Here is a 17,984-nt window from a genome sequence, read left to right on the forward strand (position 1 = left end):
AGCGGGCATGCGCGCGCAGAACAGCGGCCTGCTGCTGAACATGATCTGGCGCGAGCGTCAGATCTCCCGGGCGGAGATCGCCCGGCGCACGGAGCTCAGCCCGTCGACCGTCTCCGCCATCGTCGCGGACCTGGAGCAGGCGGGCCTGGTGCGCAGCATTGGCGCCGGGGTCTCCCGCGGGGGCCGCCGTCCCACCCTCATCGGCTTCTGTGACGAGGCCTTCAGCCTGGTGGGCGTCGAGCTGGGCGCCTCCCACGTCACCGTCGTCCTCACGGACCTCCGCGGCCGCGTGCGCACGCAGAGCAAGGCGAGCCACGCGGTGCGCGGCGATCCGGAAGGGTCGCTGCAGAAGGCGAAGGAGCTGGTCCACGAGTGCCTGGACGCCGAGCGCGTCCCGCGCCGCTCCGTGGTCGGCATGGGGGTGGCCGTGCCCAGCCCCGTGCACCCGGCCTCGCCCGGGAAGATGTCCCCGCTCATCCTCCCCGCCTGGAAGCACGTGGACGTGAAGGAGTGGTTCGAGACCACCTTCGACATGCCGGTGTTCGTGGACAACGACGCGAACCTCGGCGCGCTGTCGGAGTGCTTCTGGGGCGCGGGCTCCGGCGGCGAGGACCTGACGTACATCAAGCTGGCCACCGGTATCGGCGCCGGCCACATCATCCACGGCGACGTGTACCGCGGCGCTGGCGGAACGGCCGGTGAGATTGGCCACATCCCGGTGGACTCCAACGGGCCGCTCTGTGTGTGCGGCCTGAGGGGCTGCCTCGTCACGCTCATCGGCTCCACGGCGCTCACGGAGCGCGCGCGAGAGCTGATGGGCACCCGCGGCCGCAAGGGCCCCACCGTGCGCGACCTGGTGGAGGGCGCCCGCGCGGGCGACACCGCCGCGAAGCAGATCATCGACGGCATGGGCGCCTACCTGGGCATCGCCGTGGGCGGCCTGCTCAACCTGCTCAACCCCGCCATCGTCGTGCTGGGCGGGGAGATCTCCTCCGTGGGCGAGATGCTGCTCGACCCCTTGCGCGCGTCCGTGCGGCAGCGCGCCTTGTCCGTCTCCATGGCGGAGACGCGCATCGTCACGTCCACGCTGGGAGAGCGGGCCATCGCCGTGGGCGCGGCCACCCTGGTGCTCCAGGCGGCGCTGCGCGACCGCTCCCTCTTTCCCACGCAGAACGTCGGGAGAACCGCATGACATCGCGCCGTGTTGTCCTCGCCCTGGCCCTCTCGGGCCTGGGGATGGCTTCGTGTGATCCGGCAGCAGGTCTGGATAACAAGCAAAACGAGCAACCCAAGCCCGTCACGGAGCAGCCGGGCACGGGTTGGAAGATCGTCTGGCAGGACGAGTTCGACGGGCCCGCGGGGGCGCTGCCGTCGAAGGAGAACTGGGTCCCGGACGTGGGCGGGGACGGGTGGGGCAACGGCCAGTACGAATACAACACCGCGCGGGCGGAGAACGCGTCGCTGGACGGCGAGGGCCACCTGGCCATCACCGCGCGCAAGGAGCGCTACGGCAACAACGACTACACGTCCGCGCGCCTGACGACGAAGAACCGCTACAGCAAGGCCTACGGCCGCGTCGAGGCGAGCATCCAGCTGCCCACGGGCCGGGGCATCTGGCCGGCGTTCTGGCTGCTGGGCGCGGACGTGGACGCCGTCGGCTGGCCGGAGTGCGGCGAGATCGACATCATGGAGCACAAGGGGCAGATCCCCTCCGTCGTCAGCAGCGCCGTGCACGGGCCGGGCTACTCCGGCGGCGGGAACATCGGCCGCCAGCACGCCGTCTCCGGGGCGCCGCTCGCGGAGGACTTCCACCTCTTCGCGGTGGAGTGGGAGCCGGAGCTCCTGCGCTTCATCGTGGATGACACCGTCTTCTTCGAGGTCACCCCGAAGAGCCTGCCGGCCGGCCGGAAGTGGGTCTACGACCATCCGCACTTCATCATCCTGAACGTCGCGGTGGGCGGCTCGTTCGTGGGGCCGCCGGACGCCAAGACGGTGTTCCCGCAGACGATGAAGGTGGACTACGTGCGGGTCTACGAAAGGGCCGCGCAGTGAGCTTCGCCCGCGTGCTCCTGCCGCTGGCCCTGCTGGTGGCGTGCTCCTCGGAGCCGCGCCCCCGGCCGCCGGGCGTGCTGTTCGTCTCCGTGGAGCAGCAGAGCGCGTGGGTGCGCAACTTCAACCCGCTGTTCGCGGGCGCCGGTGCGCGCTGGCCCACCCGGGCGGGCGTGTACGAGTGCATGGAGATCTTCAGCTCCGCACAGGGCAAGTGGGTGCCGTGGCTCGCCACGGGCCATGCGTGGTCGGAGGACCAGCTCACGCTGCGCTTCACGCTGCGCGACGGCGTCCTCTGGTCCGACGGCAAGCCCTTCAGCGCGGACGACGTCGTCTTCACCTTCGGCCTGCTCAAGCAGCACCCGGCGCTGGACGCGGGCGGCGTGTGGCGCTTCCTCACGGACGTGAAGGCGGAAGGCAAGGGCACCGTCGCCTTCACCTTCTCGCGCGTGTACCTGCCGGGCTTCAGCGACCTGGCGCACCAGATCATCGTGCCCCGGCACGTCTGGAAGGACGTCGCGGATCCGGTGACGTTCACCAACCCGGAGCCCGTGGCCACCGGGCCCTTCACCCAGGTGACGCTGTTCCGCAACCAGGTCTACGAGCTGGGCCGGAACCCGCACTACTGGCAGCCCGGCAAGCCCGCGGTGTCCGCGCTGCGCTTCCTCGCGTTCCCCACCAACGACCAGGCCAACATGGCGCTGGTGGAGGGGGAGGTGGACTGGGCGGGCAACTTCGTGCCGGCGGTGGACCGCACCTTCGTGTCGCGCGACCCCGCGCACCACGCGCGCTGGTTCCCGCTCTACGGCAGCACCGTCTTCCTCTACCCCAACACCACGCGTCCGCCGCTGGACGACGTGCGCGTGCGCAAGGCGCTGAGCATGGCGCTGGACCGCGACCGGCTGGTGGAGGTGGCCATGTACGGCTACACCCGCCCCGCGGACGCCACCGCGCTCAACGACGCGTACACCGGCTGGAAGGACCCGCAGGTCGCGAAGGACGCGTGGACCCGCTACGACCTGGACGCGGCGAACCGGCTCCTGGACGAGGCGGGCCTCACGCGCGGCGTGGACGGCATGCGGCGCCTGAAGGACGGGCAGCCCTTCGCGCTGGACCTGGAGGTCGTGAGCGGGTGGTCGGACTGGGTGCGGGCGGGGCAGGTGGTGGGCCGCGACCTGCGCAAGCTGGGCATCGGCGTGACGCTCAAGACGTACGAGTTCGGCACCTGGTTCACGCGCCTGCAGAAGGGCGAGTTCCAGCTGGCCATCTCCTGGTCGCTGGACGGGCCCACGCCGTACAACTTCTACAAGTGGCTCCTGTCGCCGCGCACGGTGCGCCCGGTGGGCGAGGTGGCCGCGGCCAACTGGCACCGCATGGGCGACGCGCAGGCGGATGAGCTGCTCGTGCGCTTCGAGCGCGCCGGCACGCCGGAGGAGCAGCACGCGCTGATGTCCCAGGTGCAGCAGCGCTTCTCCGCCACCGCGCCCGCGATTCCCCTGTTCCCCAACCCGTCCTGGGGTGAGTCCAACTCCTCGCGCTTCACGGGCTTCCCCACCGAGCAGAACCCCTACGCGAGGCTCGCGCCGCACGCGGAGCCCGACAGCCTGCTGGTGCTGACGCAGCTGTCCCCGAGGGAGCGCTGACACCATGGGCCGCTACATCCTCCGGCGACTGGGCTTCTACCTCATCGCCGCGTGGGCCTCGCTCACGCTCAACTTCATCATCCCGCGCCTGGCGCCCGGCGACCCCGCGGCGGCCATGTTCGCCCGCTTCGAGGGCAAGGTGGCCCCGGAGGCCATGGGTGCGCTGAAGGCCGCGTTCGGCTTCACGGACGCGCCGCTCTACGCCCAGTACTTCACGTACCTGAAGCACCTGGTGCAGGGCGACCTGGGCATGTCCTACGCGTACTTCCCCTCGCGGGTGACGGAGGTGATTGGCACGGGCCTGATGTGGACGGTGGGCCTGGCGGGTGTCGCGGTCATCATCAGCTTCGTGGTGGGGTCCTTCCTGGGCGTGCTCGCCGCGTGGAACCGGGGCGGGTGGCTGGACTCGGGGCTGGCTCCGGCGCTCGCGTTCCTGGGGGCCTTCCCGTACTTCTGGCTGGCCATGCTGGCGCTCTACCTCTTCGGCTTCGTGCTGGGGTGGTTCCCGCTGCGCCACGCGTACGGGCACGACATGGAGCCGGGGCTGTCGTTCGCGTTCGCCGCGGACGTGGCCCGCCACGCGGTGCTGCCCGCGTCCTCCATCGTGGTGGCCACGCTGGGCGGGTGGATGCTGGGGATGCGCAACACGATGGTGGCCACGCTGGGCACGGACTCCATCCGGCTGGCGCACGCGCGCGGCCTGCCGCCCCGGCAGGTGATGCTGCGCTACGCGGCTCGCAACGCGCTCCTGCCCAACGTCACCAGCTTCGGCATGGCGGTGGGCTTCGTGCTGTCCGGTTCGCTGCTCACGGAGATCGTCTTCTCCTATCCGGGCACGGGCTACCTGCTCATCCTCGCCGTGCGCAACCAGGACTACCCGCTGATGCAGGGGCTCTTCCTGGTCATCACCCTGGCGGTGCTCGCGGCGAACTTCGCCGTGGACCTCCTCTGCCTCTGGCTGGACCCGAGGACCCGCGCCCATGCGTGACTTCCTGCGAAGGCTCTCCCGCCACCGGAAGGCGGCGGTGGGCGGCAGCCTGCTCGTTTTCTTCCTGCTGCTGGCGGTGGTGGGGCCCTTCTTCGTGATGGACCCCACGGACCTGGTGGGCCGGCCGCACCAGCCGCCCAGCGCGGCGCACTGGTTCGGCACCACGGGCCAGGGCCAGGACGTGCTCGCGCAGACGGTGGTGGGCTCGCGCCAGACGCTGGCGGTGGGCTTCGCGGTGGGGGCGCTCGTCACGCTGGTGGGCGCGCTGGTGGGCGTCACCGCCGGCTACCTGGGCCGCCGCGTGGACGACGTGCTGTCGCTCACCACCAACGTGTTCCTGGTGATTCCCGGCATGCCGCTGGCCATCGTGCTGGGCGCGTACCTGCCGTCCGGGCCGCTGCGCATGGTGGCGGTGCTGACCGTCGCCGGCTGGGCGTGGAACGCCCGCGTGTTCCGCGCGGAGTCGCTGGCGCTGCGCGGGCGCGACTTCGTGTCCGCGGCGGTGGTGACGGGGGAGAGCCACTCGCGCATCGTGTCGCGGGAGCTCTTGCCCAACATGGCGGCGCTCCTGGGCTCGTCGTTCATCGGGAACACGCTCTATGCCGTGGGCGCGCAGGTGGGCCTGGAGTTCCTGGGCCTGGGCGACGTCAGCACGGTGACGTGGGGCACCAACCTCTACTGGGCCGGCAACGACGCGGCGCTGCTCACGCGCTCCTGGTGGATCTTCGTCCCCACGGGCCTGTGCATCGCGCTCGTGGGCTTCGCGCTCACGCTGATGAGCTCCGCCATCGACGAGCTGGCCAACCCCGCGCTGCGCGTGCACAAGCCCGCGCCGCTGCCCGGGGGCGCCGTCGCCCGTCCGCACCTGGAGCGGCCGGTGCCGGGCGTGCTGCTGCGCGTGCAGGACCTGTGCATCGACTATGCGACGGAGAAGGGCGCCTCCCGCGTGGTGGACGCGGTGTCGTTCGACGTGGCGCCCGGTGAGGTGTTCGGCCTGGCGGGCGAGTCCGGCAGCGGCAAGTCCACCATCGGCTCCGCGCTCCTGGGCCTCCTGCCTGCTTCCGCGCGCGTCACGCAGGGGCGCATCCTCTTCAACGGCATGGACGTCACCGCGCTGGAGGGCCCGGCCCTGCGCGCGTTCCGCTGGCGCCAGGTGTCCATGGTGTTCCAGAGCGCCATGAGCGCGCTCAACCCGGTGCTCACGCTGGGCGAGCAGTTCCACGACACGCTCGCGGCGCACGGCCGCGTGTCGCGCGGCGCGTCCTATGCCCGCGCACGGGAGCTGCTGGGCATGGTGGGCCTGTCGCCGGACCTGGTGACGGCGTGGCCGCACCAGCTCTCCGGCGGCATGCGGCAGCGCGTGGGCATCGCGCTGGCGCTGGCCCTGGAGCCCCGGCTGGTCATCATGGACGAGCCCACCACGGCGCTGGACGTCGTGGTGCAGAAGGAGCTGCTCCAGCGCATGGTGGAGCTCAAGCAGCGGCTGGGCTTCGCCATGCTCTTCATCACGCATGACCTGCCGCTGCTGCTCGCGCTGTCGGACCGCGTGGGCGTGCTCCAGGGCGGCAAGCTGGTGGAGGTGGACACGTCCGCCAACCTGCGCGCCGGGGCCCGCCACCCGTACACGCAGCTGCTCCTGTCCTCGTTCCCGCACCTGTCCGCGAAGGACGCCGCGCCTCAGCCGGTGCAGCAGGCGCCGGAGCTGTCCGTGTCCCGGCCGTCCACGCGCATCGCCGCCATCCCCGGAGGTCACCGATGAGCGCGCCCCTCCTGGAGGCGGAAGGGCTCACCCGCAGCTACCTGGCGGGCGGCTTCTTCTCCCGCGAGCGCAAGCCCATCCTCAAGGGCGTGTCCTTCTCCCTCCAGCCGGGGGAGATCGTCGCGCTGGTGGGCGAGTCCGGCAGCGGCAAGAGCACGCTGGCGCGCCTGCTGGCCCGGCTGGACCTGCCGGACGCGGGGACGCTGCGGCTCGCCGGACGCGACGTGCTGGCGGACGGCAGCGCGCAGGCGTCGCTCGACTACCGGGGCCGCGTGCAGATGGTGTTCCAGGATCCGTTCGCGTCCCTCAACCCCGTGCACACGGTGGCCTATCACCTGGAGCGGCCGTTGGTGCGCCACGGCCGGGTGCCGAAGTCCGGCCTGCGCACGAAGGTGCTGTCGCTCCTGGAGTCCGTGGGCCTGACGCCCGCGGAGGCCTTCGCGAAGCGCTATCCGCATGAGCTGTCCGGCGGCCAGCGCCAGCGCGTGGCGGTGGCGCGCGCGCTGGCGGTGGAGCCGCAGGTCATCATCGCGGACGAGCCCACGTCGATGCTGGACGTGTCCACGCGCAAGGGCGTGCTGCAATTGCTGCGCGGCCTCACGCAGGAGCGCGGCATCGGCATCCTGTTCATCACCCACGACCTGGCGAGCGCGCGCCACCTGGCCGACCGCATCCTCGTGCTCTACGCGGGCACGGTGGTGGAGGCGGGCAGGGCGGACGAGGTGCTGCGCCAGCCGCGCCACCCGTACACGAAGCTGCTCCTGTCCGCGGTGCCGGACGGGGACGACTTCCTCCAGGCCGCGCTGCCGGTGCGCCCCGCCACCGGGTCGCCGCCGCTGACGGGCTGTCCCTTCTCCCCGCGCTGCCCGGTGTCCGAGCCGCGCTGCTCCACCCTCACTCCTCCCGACGTCCTCCCGGCCGCGAATCACCTCGTCCGCTGCCACCTTGAAGTTCCGAAAGGAGTTACCGCCGATGCGTCAGTTTCCTCCTGACTTCCTCTGGGGCGTGGCCACCTCCGCCTACCAGATTGAAGGCGCCACCCGCGCGGACGGCCGTGGCGAGTCCATCTGGGACCGCTTCGCCGCCACCCCGGGGAAGATCCAAGACAAGTCCGACGGCTCGGTGGCCTGTGAGCACTACCGCCGCTGGCCGGAGGACATCGAGCTGATGCGCTGGATGGGGCTGAAGTCCTACCGCTTCTCCATCGCGTGGCCGCGCATCCTCCCGGACGGCCGGGGCCGGGTGAACGCCGCGGGCGTGGACTTCTACTCGCGCCTGGTGGACTCGCTGCTGGGCGCGGGCATCGAGCCCTTCGTCACGCTCTACCACTGGGACCTGCCGCAGGTGCTGGAGGACCAGGGCGGCTGGCCCGCGCGCGCCACCGGCGACGCCTTCGTGGAGTACGCGGACGTCATCAGCCGCGCGCTGGGGGACCGCGTGAAGCGGTGGCTCACCCACAACGAGCCCTGGTGCATCAGCTACCTGGGCTACGGCAATGGCGAGCACGCCCCGGGCCACAAGGACTGGTCCAAGATGCTGGCGGCGGCGCACACGCTGCTGGTGTCGCACGGCAACGCGGTGAAGGTGCTGCGCGCCAACGTGAAGCACGCGGAGGTGGGCATCACGCTCAACCTCACGCCGGGCGAGCCCGCGTCGCCCAGCCCCGAGGACGCGGACGCGACGCGCGACTTCGACGGCGGCTTCAACCGCTGGTTCCTGGATCCGCTCTACGGCCGCGGCTACCCGCAGGACACGATTGAAGACCACGTGAAGGCGGGCCGCATCCCGTCCTCGCACCTGGACTTCATCCAGCCCGGCGACCTGGAGACCATCGCCACGCCCACCGACTTCCTGGGCGTGAACTTCTACTCGCGCGCCGTCCTGCGCAGCAGCCGCATCCCGGAGGAGCAGAACGCGCCGCGCACGGTGTTCGTGCGCCCGGACAAGACGGACATGGACTGGGAGGTGTGCCCGGCCTCCCTCACGCGCCTGCTGGTCCATCTGGAAGCGGAATACAAGCCCGGCCCCATCTACATCACGGAGAACGGCTGCGCGTACTCCACGGCCCCCAGCGCGGATGGCCGCGTGCACGACGTGCAGCGCGTGGAGTACCTGCGCGGGCACCTGGAGGCGTGCGGTGACGCCATCGCGCAGGGCGTGAAGCTGGCCGGTTACTTCGCGTGGTCGCTGCTGGACAACTTCGAGTGGGCCTACGGGTACACCAAGCGCTTCGGCCTGGTGTGGGTGGACTACGCCACCCAGCAGCGCATCCCGAAGGACAGCGCCCACCTCTATCGCGACGTCGTGGCCCAGAACGGCCTGGACGTGGAGCAGGCCGCTTGAAAAGGCTCTTCCTGACGACGTGTCTGGCGCTCTGCGGCACCCAGGCCTGGGCCCAGGTGTCCGGTGCGGGCGCTCCCGTGCAGTCACCGCCCTCCGCGCAGCCGCCCTCGGCCGGTCCCGTGGACGCCGCCGCGCCCACGCCCGTGCCCGCGCCGCCCGAGCAGCCGGCACCGGCGGAGCAGCCGGCTCCTCGGGCTCCGGTGACGCCGGCGGCCTCCGCGCCTTCGGACGCGAAGCGCACGACGGTGACGCGGGTCATCCACGACGAGCGCGGCTTCAAGCTCCAGGTGGACGGCAGGGACTTCCCCATCCACGGCGTGAACTGGGGCTACACGCCCATCGGTGAGAACTACCGGTACTCGCTCTGGACGCAGCCGGAGGACTTCATCAAGCAGGTGCTGGCGAAGGAGATGGGGATGCTCCGCGACGCGGGGTTCAACGCCATCCGCCAGTTCGACGACATCCCGCCCGTCTGGGTCGAGTACATCTACCGCAACTACGGCATCTACACGCTGCTCAACCCGCTGATGGGACGCTATGGCCACCCGGTGAACGGGGTCATGGTCGCCAACATCGACTACTCGAACCCGGAGCACCGCAAGGCCATCCTCGACGCGCTCGCCCAGAAGGTGGAGGTCTACCGGGACGTGCCCGGCGTCCTCATGTGGCTCCTGGGCAACGAGAACAACTACGGCCTGCACTGGACGTCGTTTGAAATCGAAGCCCTGCCGGGCCAGGAGGACGCCGCCCGCGCGGAGTCGCTCTACACGCTCTACGGCGAGGCGGCCCGCACGGTGAAGAAGCGCGACACGAGCCACCCTGTGTCCATCGCCAACGGCGACCTGCAGTACATCGACCTCATCGCCAAGCACTGCCAGGACCTGGACGTGCTGGGCACGAACGTCTACCGCGGCCCCACCGCGCGCGACCTGTTCGCGGAGGTGAAGGCCAAGCTCAACAAGCCGGTGTTCTTCTCCGAGTTCGGCGCGGACGCCTACGACGCCCGCGCGGGCCGCGAGGACCACGTGGCGCAGGCGGAGTACCTGCGCACGCAGTGGGAGCAGATCTACCTGGAGGGCTACGGCCAGGGCCTGTCCGGCACGGCCCTTGGCGGCTTCGTGTTCCAGTGGGTGGACGGCTGGTGGAAGCACGGCCAGGAATCCAACCTGTCCATCCACGACACCACCGCGACGTGGCCCAACGGCGGCTACGCGGCGGACTTCGTCCCCGGCCAGAACAACATGAACGAGGAGTGGTTCGGCATCGCGGCCCTGGGCCCGCCGGACTCCAACGGCATCAGCGGCATCCAGCCGCGCACCGCCTACTACGTCCTCCAGGCCGCGTTCCGGTTGGACCCCTACGCGCCCACCACGACGCCGGACGTCATCCGCGACTTCTTCGCGGGCATCCGTCCGTCCGCGCTCACCAGCGGCTACACGTCGTCGGTGGCGCTGGCGCGCACGGACGAGCTGAGCGCGGTGCGGGTGTCCAACCTGCGGCTGCTCCTGGACAGCTCGCTGTCGCGCGGCAGCATCGCGACGGTGCGGCCCAACCAGGGCTCCGCGGACCACACCGAGTCCATCTTCTTCGACCTGGCGTTGCAGCCGGCCAGCGGCGTGTACGGCCGCGCGTCGTTCAACGTCGTGGGCAACGTGGCGCAGAACCGGCTCAACAACCTGTTCTACGAGAACCGCGGCACGCCCTCCGCGCCCACCACGGGGCAGGTTCCCGTGGGCCCCGGCGCGCCGGCGCGCGAGCAGTCCCCGCTGGATCGCTTCGCCCTGTACCAGGCGGAGTTCAAGGTGGACCGCTCGGACTTCGCGCTGGAAGGCTACTACCGCACCGGCCACTACCACTGGGGCGAGGAGGGTGACTTCTTCAACCTCTACCGCGAGGCGAACTACGGGCCGAACCTGGACATCTACCACGGCAACGCGCCCTTCGGCGTGGTGTTCAGCGGCAAGAAGGCCATCGACGGCCTGAAGATCGCCGTGGGCCCGGAGCTGTACTGGGGCGCCAACCCCTCCGTGGTGGCGAAGTACCGCAACAACGTGGGCCCGGTGAACGTGACGCTCGTGCACCAGGAAGACCTGGCGCAGGGCGCGTCGTCCGCCACGGCCTCCGTGGTGCGCGAGCGCATCGCGCGCAGGACGGCGCTCAACTTCCAGTACGCCACCGGCAAGCTGGTGCTGGACGTGGGCGGCCTGCTCTCCGCGCCCCAGCGCATCGGCGAGACGTTCACGTACACGCGCTCCGTCGACCCGGGCGCCCCCAGCTACCGCAACAGCGGCTACGACGTGCTCCAGGACAAGGTGCAGTTCCTGGACACGCTGGGCGCCAAGGCGCGGCTCACCTACGACATGGGAGCGGTGCGCTGGCTGGTGCAGTCCTCCTTCCGCGGGCTCGTCGCGGACAGCGGGCCGGAGCAGGGCAACATCATCACCGGCTGGAGCCTGCGCGAGAGCGGCCGCGGCAACCACTACGCGGGTCAGGTGGGCGCGGCGGTGCAGCTGGGCGCCATCCAGATATCGCCCAACATCCTGTACCAGCGGCCCCTCATCGGGCCGAACCCCACCATCCCGGACGCGTACGACCCGGCCTCCGGCCAGTACTACGCGGGCGTGCGGCCGCGCAGCGTGCTGTCGGACGCGTTCAGCGTGCTGGACAACCGCGAGACGCTGGGCGGCGAGCTGCTCATCACCTTCGACCCGACGCCAGGCACCTGGTTCTGGTCTTGGGACCGCGACATGCGCGAGGACGCGCCGTTCGCGGCGGGCCTGGACATCGTCTACCGCCACCAGCCCACGTCGCGTGACGCGGGCATCGCCATCCTCGCGGACGGCAGCACCATCGCCTTCGGCAGCGCGCCGGTGGCCCGCGATGAGTGGGAGACGTCCCTGCGCCTGGTGGGCAATCCCACCCAGCGCCTGCGGCTGTACGGCACGGCGTACGTAGGCAGCCAGCAGTCCTCCGGCGAGGACAGCCGGCAGATCCACCGCTTCGGCCTGGACGGCTCGGCGCTCTACGACACGCTGCTCCTGGCGGCCCAGCTGCGCTTCAACGACTGGGGCCCGTACGACTACCACCGCGTCTTCAACCTCACCTACCCGGTGCAGCTGGGCGGGGACCTGTCCTACGGGTTGAAGAAGCCGGTGCTGGGCGCGGTGTCCACGCGCTTCGGTCTGCGCGGGCTGGTTCGCATGCTGGATGAGTACTCGGAAGGCCTCAACGACCGGGGCATCACCGAGGGCCTGAAGGGTCGCGAGTACGAGGTGGGCGCGTATGCCATCCTTTCTCTCTGAGGGAACACGCAACATGAGGACTGGTTTCCTGCTGGCCGCCGTGGCCGTGCTGTCCGGCTGCTACGACGACCCGACCATCATCTACGGCAGGCCGCTGGACGGGATGACCCTCACGGTCACTGACCCGGACATGGGCATCTACCCGAACACCTCCGTGCTGGACGACCCGAACAACCCCTTCGCGATGTCGGGGGTGGGCACGGAGACGAAGTGGCAGATCCAGTCCGGCGCGGACCCGGTGGCGGCCTACTACGCGTGGGCCACGGTGCTCGCGAACGGACCGTACGGCGAGGCGCAGTACTACGTGGCCCTCAACCTGGCCGCCATCTACCAGCGGGGCCAGGCGGATCAGGCCAGCCTGCCGCTGGCGCGCGAGATGGCGGTGAAGGCCTACCAGTCCGTGCTCGACAACTTCCCGGACGCGGTGACGTACGACGCGTCCGGCACCGTCGCCTATGAGCTGGTGACGCCCGCGTACAAGGGCGTCGTCGAGCTGGGCGGCACCGTGGCGGGCGGCTGGGTGATGGTGAAGACCTCCAGTGGTGCGGACCGGGCGGTGAAGCCATGAAGAAGCCAGTGTGGGGCCTGTTGCTGCTGCTCGCCGCCTGCCGCCCGGATCCGGGCCCGGCGGACTACTCCGGCCAGGAGCTGCCGGACAACCTGGACCCCGACGGTGGGACGCAGCCTTCGGATCTGCTTCCGGGGCCGTTCCCGTACGAAGCCGGCCAGCGCCGCCTGATGGTGGGCATCTTCTACGAGGCGGGCCGCTCCGAGGAGATCATCCTCGATAACGTCGACTCGAACTTCTACCTCTACGAGAACACCGTCTACGTGGAGTCCGACCCGGACCACGTCGAGGGCAAGTCCGCGGACCGCATCGTCCAGAACGGCAAGCCGTGGATGGGCTTCGGCGTGCACTGGAAGCAGACGCGCAACTTCGACGCCTGGAAGACGCTCCACGTCAGCATGAAGTCGTCCGACGCCGCCTTCGCCAACGTGAAGCTCGGCATGTCCAGCGGTCTGGCTCCCAATGAGAAGGGCGCTCCGCTCGCCGCCACGAAGTACGGCTGGGCGAACGACGGCGAGTGGCACCACCTGGCCATCCCCGTCGCGGACTTCGTCGCGGCGGGCCTGAAGCCCAACGAAGTCTCCTCGCCGTTCACCTTCGCGGCCGAAGGTGGGACGGCCGGTCAGTCACTCCTGCTCGACAACCTGTACTTCACCGCGGACTAGGCAGGAACGCAGTGCCAGGGAGGGCGGGCCGGCTGTCGCCGTGTGACAGCCGGAACGCCCGAGCCTTGTCTTGACGTCAGCGTCACGCCCCCGCGTGCGGTGTCGTCAGGGCAGGGATGCAGTGGCTGTTCCTACTCAAGGAGTCATCCCCCAATGTCTGAATCCTTGCCGCAACTGTCAAGCAGGGGCGTATGCCCATGTCCACCTGAAGCACCGCGTGTCTGGTTATTACAGGCCTTCGCCGCGGTGCTCATGGCGGTGTCCCTCCTGGGAGCTTCCGAGGCCCGTGCGCAGACGAACGTCGCGCTGAACAAGGTCACCTCTACCTCCACCGCGGAGGGTCCATTCCTGGGCCAGTACGCGGTGGACGGCGACGGTGGCACCCGCTGGGCCTCCGGCTTCACGGCGAATGAATGGATCACCGTGGACCTGGGCCAGACGCGCACCATCTCGCGCGTGGTGCTCACCTGGGAGGCGGCCTACGCCACGGCGTATAAAATCCAGGTCTCCACCAACAACACGACCTTCACCGACGCGCTGGTGGTGAACAACGGCGACGGCGCGGTGGACGACCTGTCCCTGCCGGCGGGAACCACGGGCCGCTACCTCCGCATGCAGGGTGTCACGCGCGCGCTGCCCGCGTATGGCTATTCGCTGTGGGAGCTCGCCGTCTACGAGACGGGCGGCACGCCTCCGCCCACCAACACGGACCTGGCGAAGAACAAGCCCGCCACCGCGTCCAGCGTGGAGGCGAACGCGGCCGGGCTGCAGCCGGGCTTCGCGTTCGACGGCGACGTCAACACGCGCTGGGCCTCCGCGCAGGGCGTGGACCCGCAGTGGATCCGCGTGGACCTGGGCACGTCCCAGGTCGTGGGCAAGGTGGTGCTGGACTGGGAGGGTGCGTACGGCAAGACGTACACGATTGACGGCTCCAACGACGACGCCAGCTGGACGACGCTCAACACGGTGACCAACGGCGCCATCGGCCGCCGGGAGATTCCCGTCTCCGGCACCTGGCGCTACCTCCGCATGCGCGGCACGGAGCGCGGCACGGGCTACGGCTACTCGCTGTGGTCCTTCGAGGTCTACCAGAGCGGGGGCACCACGCCGCCGCCCACGCAGACCACGAACCAGACCATCAAGCTGAACTTCCCGGAGCTGGCGTACGCGAAGATCAACGTGTCGCCCACGCCGCTGTCCGTGACGCCGGTGCCGGAGGAGGGCAACACCACGCCGTCCGTGCGCAACCCGCCCGGCCCGTTCACCTACCAGCTCACGTTCCCGCCCAACACGACGGTGACGCTGTCGAAGAACCAGTTCTCCCCCACGCAGCCCAACACGGACATCCGCCTGGCGGTGGTGGACTACAACGGCGTGCAGCAGCGCGCGCAGTCCGTCACGGCGCTGGCGGTGCAGGGCGCGGACTGGAACGTCGAAATCTATTCCACGGGCGGCGGCAACCCGCAGGACCCGCGCGACCCCACCATCATCCCGGACCCGTACGTGGCGCCCGCGCCGCCGCCGGTGGCCGGAGCGTTCCGCCTGGCCGCGCCAGCCAACAACACGATGGTCACCGCGACCCGCCGCCCCACGCTGTCGTGGGCCCCGGTGACGGGCGCGACGAACTACAAGCTCTACGTCAACCTCACGCGCAACGACTACGACTGGATGGCGGCGGGCAACCTGCTGGACAGGTACACGCAGGTGGCGTCGCAGACGGGCACGTCCTTCACCTTCACGGAGGACCTGCCGGACCGCTGGACGTACAAGTGGTACGTCGTGGCCACGCTGGCGGGTGGCAGCACGTCGCGCTCGGACATCGGCAACTTCAGCGTGTACCTGCCGGTGGTGGAGACGCAGGCGGACGGCGTGAACGTCATCAACGGCGCGCGCGACCTGAACAAGAACGGGACGATTGAGCCGTACGAGGACTGGCGCAACCCCATCTCCGTGCGCGTGAACGACCTCATGGGCCGCATGACGCTGCACGAGAAGGCGCTGCAGATGTTCTACGACGCCAAGACGTACCCGGAGGCGGGCTTCCAGATGGGGCCCCTGTCGCCCACGGACATCCCCATGTTCCAGAGGGCGTCCGCGGCCACGCGGCTGGGCATCCCGCACATCGACGCGGGTGACACCATCCACGGCTACAAGACGAGCTGGCCCACGCAGCCGGCGCTGGCCGCCACGCGCGACCTGGACACCATCCACGAGATGGGTGACATCCAGCGCCGCGAGCAGCTGGCCATTGGCAGCCGCGGCACGCTGTCACCGCTGGCGGAGGTGAACACCAAGGTCCTCTATCCGCGCATCCAGGAGGGCAACGGCGAGGACGCGGACCTGGCGGCGGGCATCACCCGCGCGCTCATCGCGGGCCTCCAGGGCGGTCCGGAAGTGAACCCGTCCTCCATCTGGGTGACGACGAAGCACTGGCCGGGGCAGGGCGCTGGCGGTGAGGCGGGCATCACCTACGACGGCACCACCATCCACTACCACATGCGTCCGTGGCACGCGGCCATCGAGGCGGGTACCAGCGGCATCATGCCGGGCTACGCGGGCAGCTGGCTCTTGGGGCCGGAGGGCTACGGCGCGGGTGACAACCCGGGCATCCTCAACTACCTGCGCACGAAGCTGAAGTACGACGGCGTCATCTGCTCGGACTGGCTGCCTTCGGGCGCGTGGGTGCGCTCGGCGACGGCGGGCTCGGACGTGATGGGCGGCGCGACGCCGCAGTACCTGGGCAACTTCGAGAACGAGGTGCCGCTGTCGCGCATCAACGACTCCGTGCGCCGCATCCTCGACCTGAAGTTCCGCCTGGGCATCTTCGAGGACCCGTACAAGCAGGGCCCTGCGGGCACGTCCCAGTGGCACACCGCGGACAGCAAGGCGGCGGTGCGCCGCGCCTCCCAGGAGGCCATGACGCTCTTGAAGAACGACGGCGCGCTGCCCATCCGCCTGCCGGCGGGCGGCAAGCTGGTCATCGCGGGCCCTCGCGCGGACGACATGTCCTGCATGGTGACCTGGCGCTCGGACTTCCACGGCTACGAGTTCGGCGACCCGACCATCTACGCGGCGGTGAAGGCGCGCGCGGAGGCCGCGGGGCTCACGGTCTACAAGGACAACGCCCCCGCGGGCGTGACGCCGGACGCGGCCATCGTCGTGGTGGGCGAGAGCTACTTCACGCACGGCACGGAGTGGGACAAGGAGAAGCCGTACCTGCCGGGTGACCCGATTGGCCCGGCCCACGAAGCGAAGTGGGGCGACCAGTACGGCATCATCAACAGCTTCAAGTCGCGGGGCATCCCCACGACGGTGGTGGTCATCAGCCCCCGGCCGTACGTGCTGACGAACGTGGTGCCCCTCTCCAACGCGCTGATGCTGGCGTACCGCCCCGGCGACATGGGCGGCTACGCGGTGGCGGACGTGCTGTTCGGTGACGTGCTGCCCCGCGGCAAGACGCCGTGGCAGCTGCCGCGCTCCATGAGCCAGATCGGCACGGACGTGGAGAACAACCAGCTGGAGAAGTGGGACCTGCCGTTCGACCTGGGCGCGACAGACGCGGAGCGCACGGCCATCCGCCAGAAGATCGCGGCGGGCCAGCCGGTGCCTCCCACGTACGGCAACCCGCTGTACCAGTACGGCGCGGGCATCCAGGGCTTCGGCCTGACGGACGCGACGGCGCCGGTGGCGTTCAACCTGATGACGCCGTCGAACAACCTGGTGATTACGGGCACGCGTCCGGCGTTCACCTGGTCCGCGAGCAGCGATCCGCAGACGGGCATCCAGCGCTACGAGGTGTACCTGGACGGCGGCGCGATGCCGGTGGCCATCACCAAGACGCCGTCGGCGGCGCTGGACGGACTGAAGCTGGCGAACGGGACGCACACCTGGTTCGTGAAGGCGTTCAACTGGGCGAACGGCGTGACGCAGTCCGCGACGTTCACCTTCACGCTGAACGACACGACGCCGCCCGCGGCCTTCGCGGCGCTGTCGCCGTCGGCGGGCCAGGCGGTGCCGGGCACGTCCACGCGCTTCATCTGGGAGCAGACGACGGACGTGGGCGCGGGCGTGGCGGAGTACGTCCTCATCGTGGACGGCACGGACCGCACGCCCTCCATCCTGCGCAGCACGCCGGTGGCGGCGGGCACGAACCTGGCGCGGGGCAAGAACGCCTACGCCACGTCCGTGGAGTTCGGCAGCGCGAACGACGCGGTGGACGGCAGCCTGACCACGCGGTGGTCGAGCGTGGGCACGGCGACGACGGGTGACACCGACTCCATCACGGTCGACCTGGGGGCCATCTACTCGCTCAAGCGCATCGTGCTGAACTGGGAGGCCGCGTACGGCCGCCGGTACGTGCTGGAGGCGTCGCTGGACGGCTCCACCCACTGGACGGCGCTGAGGACGGTGGACACCGGCGACGGCGGCATCGACGACTGGACGGTGGCTGGCGTGGGCCGCTACGTGCGCATGCGCGGCGTGCAGCGTGCGACGGCGTACGGCTACTCGCTGTGGGAGTTCGAGGTGTACGGTGTGGGCACGGAACAGACCACGCTGAACGGTCTGTCCACGGGCTCGCACACGTGGCGCGTCCGCGCGGTGGACGGCGCGAACAACACCACGCTGTCCTCGGGGCCCATCACCTTCACGAAGTAGGGGTGACGTCT

11 protein-coding genes are annotated in these 17,984 nt (G+C 70.2%); all 11 read left to right on the forward strand.

Annotated features, from left to right (window positions below; genetic code table 11):
- Window positions 1-7: 7 nt before the first annotated feature.
- The 11 genes from NR792_RS06990 to NR792_RS07040 all read left to right on the forward strand — a co-directional run bounded on the left by NR792_RS06990 (window position 8) and on the right by NR792_RS07040 (window position 17,973).
- Entirely contained in the window at window positions 8-1,192 is a 1,185-nt protein-coding gene (locus NR792_RS06990) for an ROK family transcriptional regulator (RefSeq protein ID WP_253895264.1), read from the forward strand.
- Window positions 1,189-2,052 carry a family 16 glycosylhydrolase gene (locus NR792_RS06995; RefSeq protein WP_375759285.1) on the forward strand — a complete coding sequence of 288 codons (864 nt, stop codon included), beginning with the start codon at window positions 1,189-1,191 and terminating at the stop codon, window positions 2,050-2,052. Before NR792_RS06990 ends, NR792_RS06995 begins: the two co-directional genes overlap by 4 nt.
- Window positions 2,049-3,692, forward strand: a complete 1,644-nt coding sequence (locus NR792_RS07000) for an ABC transporter substrate-binding protein (protein ID WP_375759286.1) — start codon at window positions 2,049-2,051, stop codon at window positions 3,690-3,692. Before NR792_RS06995 ends, NR792_RS07000 begins: the two co-directional genes overlap by 4 nt.
- 4 nt (window positions 3,693-3,696) lie before the next feature.
- Window positions 3,697-4,680: an ABC transporter permease gene (locus tag NR792_RS07005; protein ID WP_375759287.1), complete on the forward strand. Its 984-nt coding sequence runs from the start codon at window positions 3,697-3,699 to the stop codon at window positions 4,678-4,680.
- A complete protein-coding gene (locus NR792_RS07010) occupies window positions 4,673-6,439 on the forward strand; it encodes a dipeptide/oligopeptide/nickel ABC transporter permease/ATP-binding protein (RefSeq protein ID WP_375759288.1) in 1,767 nt (588 codons plus the stop codon). Before NR792_RS07005 ends, NR792_RS07010 begins: the two co-directional genes overlap by 8 nt.
- Entirely contained in the window at window positions 6,436-7,431 is a 996-nt protein-coding gene (locus NR792_RS07015) for an ABC transporter ATP-binding protein (RefSeq protein ID WP_375759289.1), read from the forward strand. The genes NR792_RS07010 and NR792_RS07015 overlap by 4 nt, the downstream gene beginning before the upstream one ends.
- The gene (locus NR792_RS07020) at window positions 7,412-8,782 is read left to right on the forward strand and encodes a GH1 family beta-glucosidase (protein ID WP_375759290.1); all 1,371 of its coding nucleotides are present in this window, start codon (window positions 7,412-7,414) and stop codon (window positions 8,780-8,782) included. Before NR792_RS07015 ends, NR792_RS07020 begins: the two co-directional genes overlap by 20 nt.
- Window positions 8,779-12,084, forward strand: coding sequence for a glycoside hydrolase family 2 TIM barrel-domain containing protein (locus NR792_RS07025; RefSeq protein ID WP_375759291.1), 3,306 nt, complete (start codon window positions 8,779-8,781; stop codon window positions 12,082-12,084). Before NR792_RS07020 ends, NR792_RS07025 begins: the two co-directional genes overlap by 4 nt.
- A gap of 13 nt (window positions 12,085-12,097) precedes the next feature.
- Window positions 12,098-12,652, forward strand: a complete 555-nt coding sequence (locus NR792_RS07030) for a hypothetical protein (protein WP_375759292.1) — start codon at window positions 12,098-12,100, stop codon at window positions 12,650-12,652.
- The gene (locus NR792_RS07035; protein ID WP_375759293.1) at window positions 12,649-13,317 is read left to right on the forward strand and encodes a hypothetical protein; all 669 of its coding nucleotides are present in this window, start codon (window positions 12,649-12,651) and stop codon (window positions 13,315-13,317) included. The genes NR792_RS07030 and NR792_RS07035 overlap by 4 nt, the downstream gene beginning before the upstream one ends.
- A 252-nt stretch (window positions 13,318-13,569) precedes the next feature.
- On the forward strand, window positions 13,570-17,973 hold the full coding sequence (locus NR792_RS07040; RefSeq protein WP_375759294.1) for a discoidin domain-containing protein: 4,404 nt from the start codon (window positions 13,570-13,572) through the stop codon (window positions 17,971-17,973).
- Window positions 17,974-17,984: the final 11 nt, after the last annotated feature.

Origin of the sequence: Corallococcus exercitus (assembly GCF_042231735.1) — a bacterium.
GTDB lineage: Bacteria > Myxococcota > Myxococcia > Myxococcales > Myxococcaceae > Corallococcus > Corallococcus exercitus_B.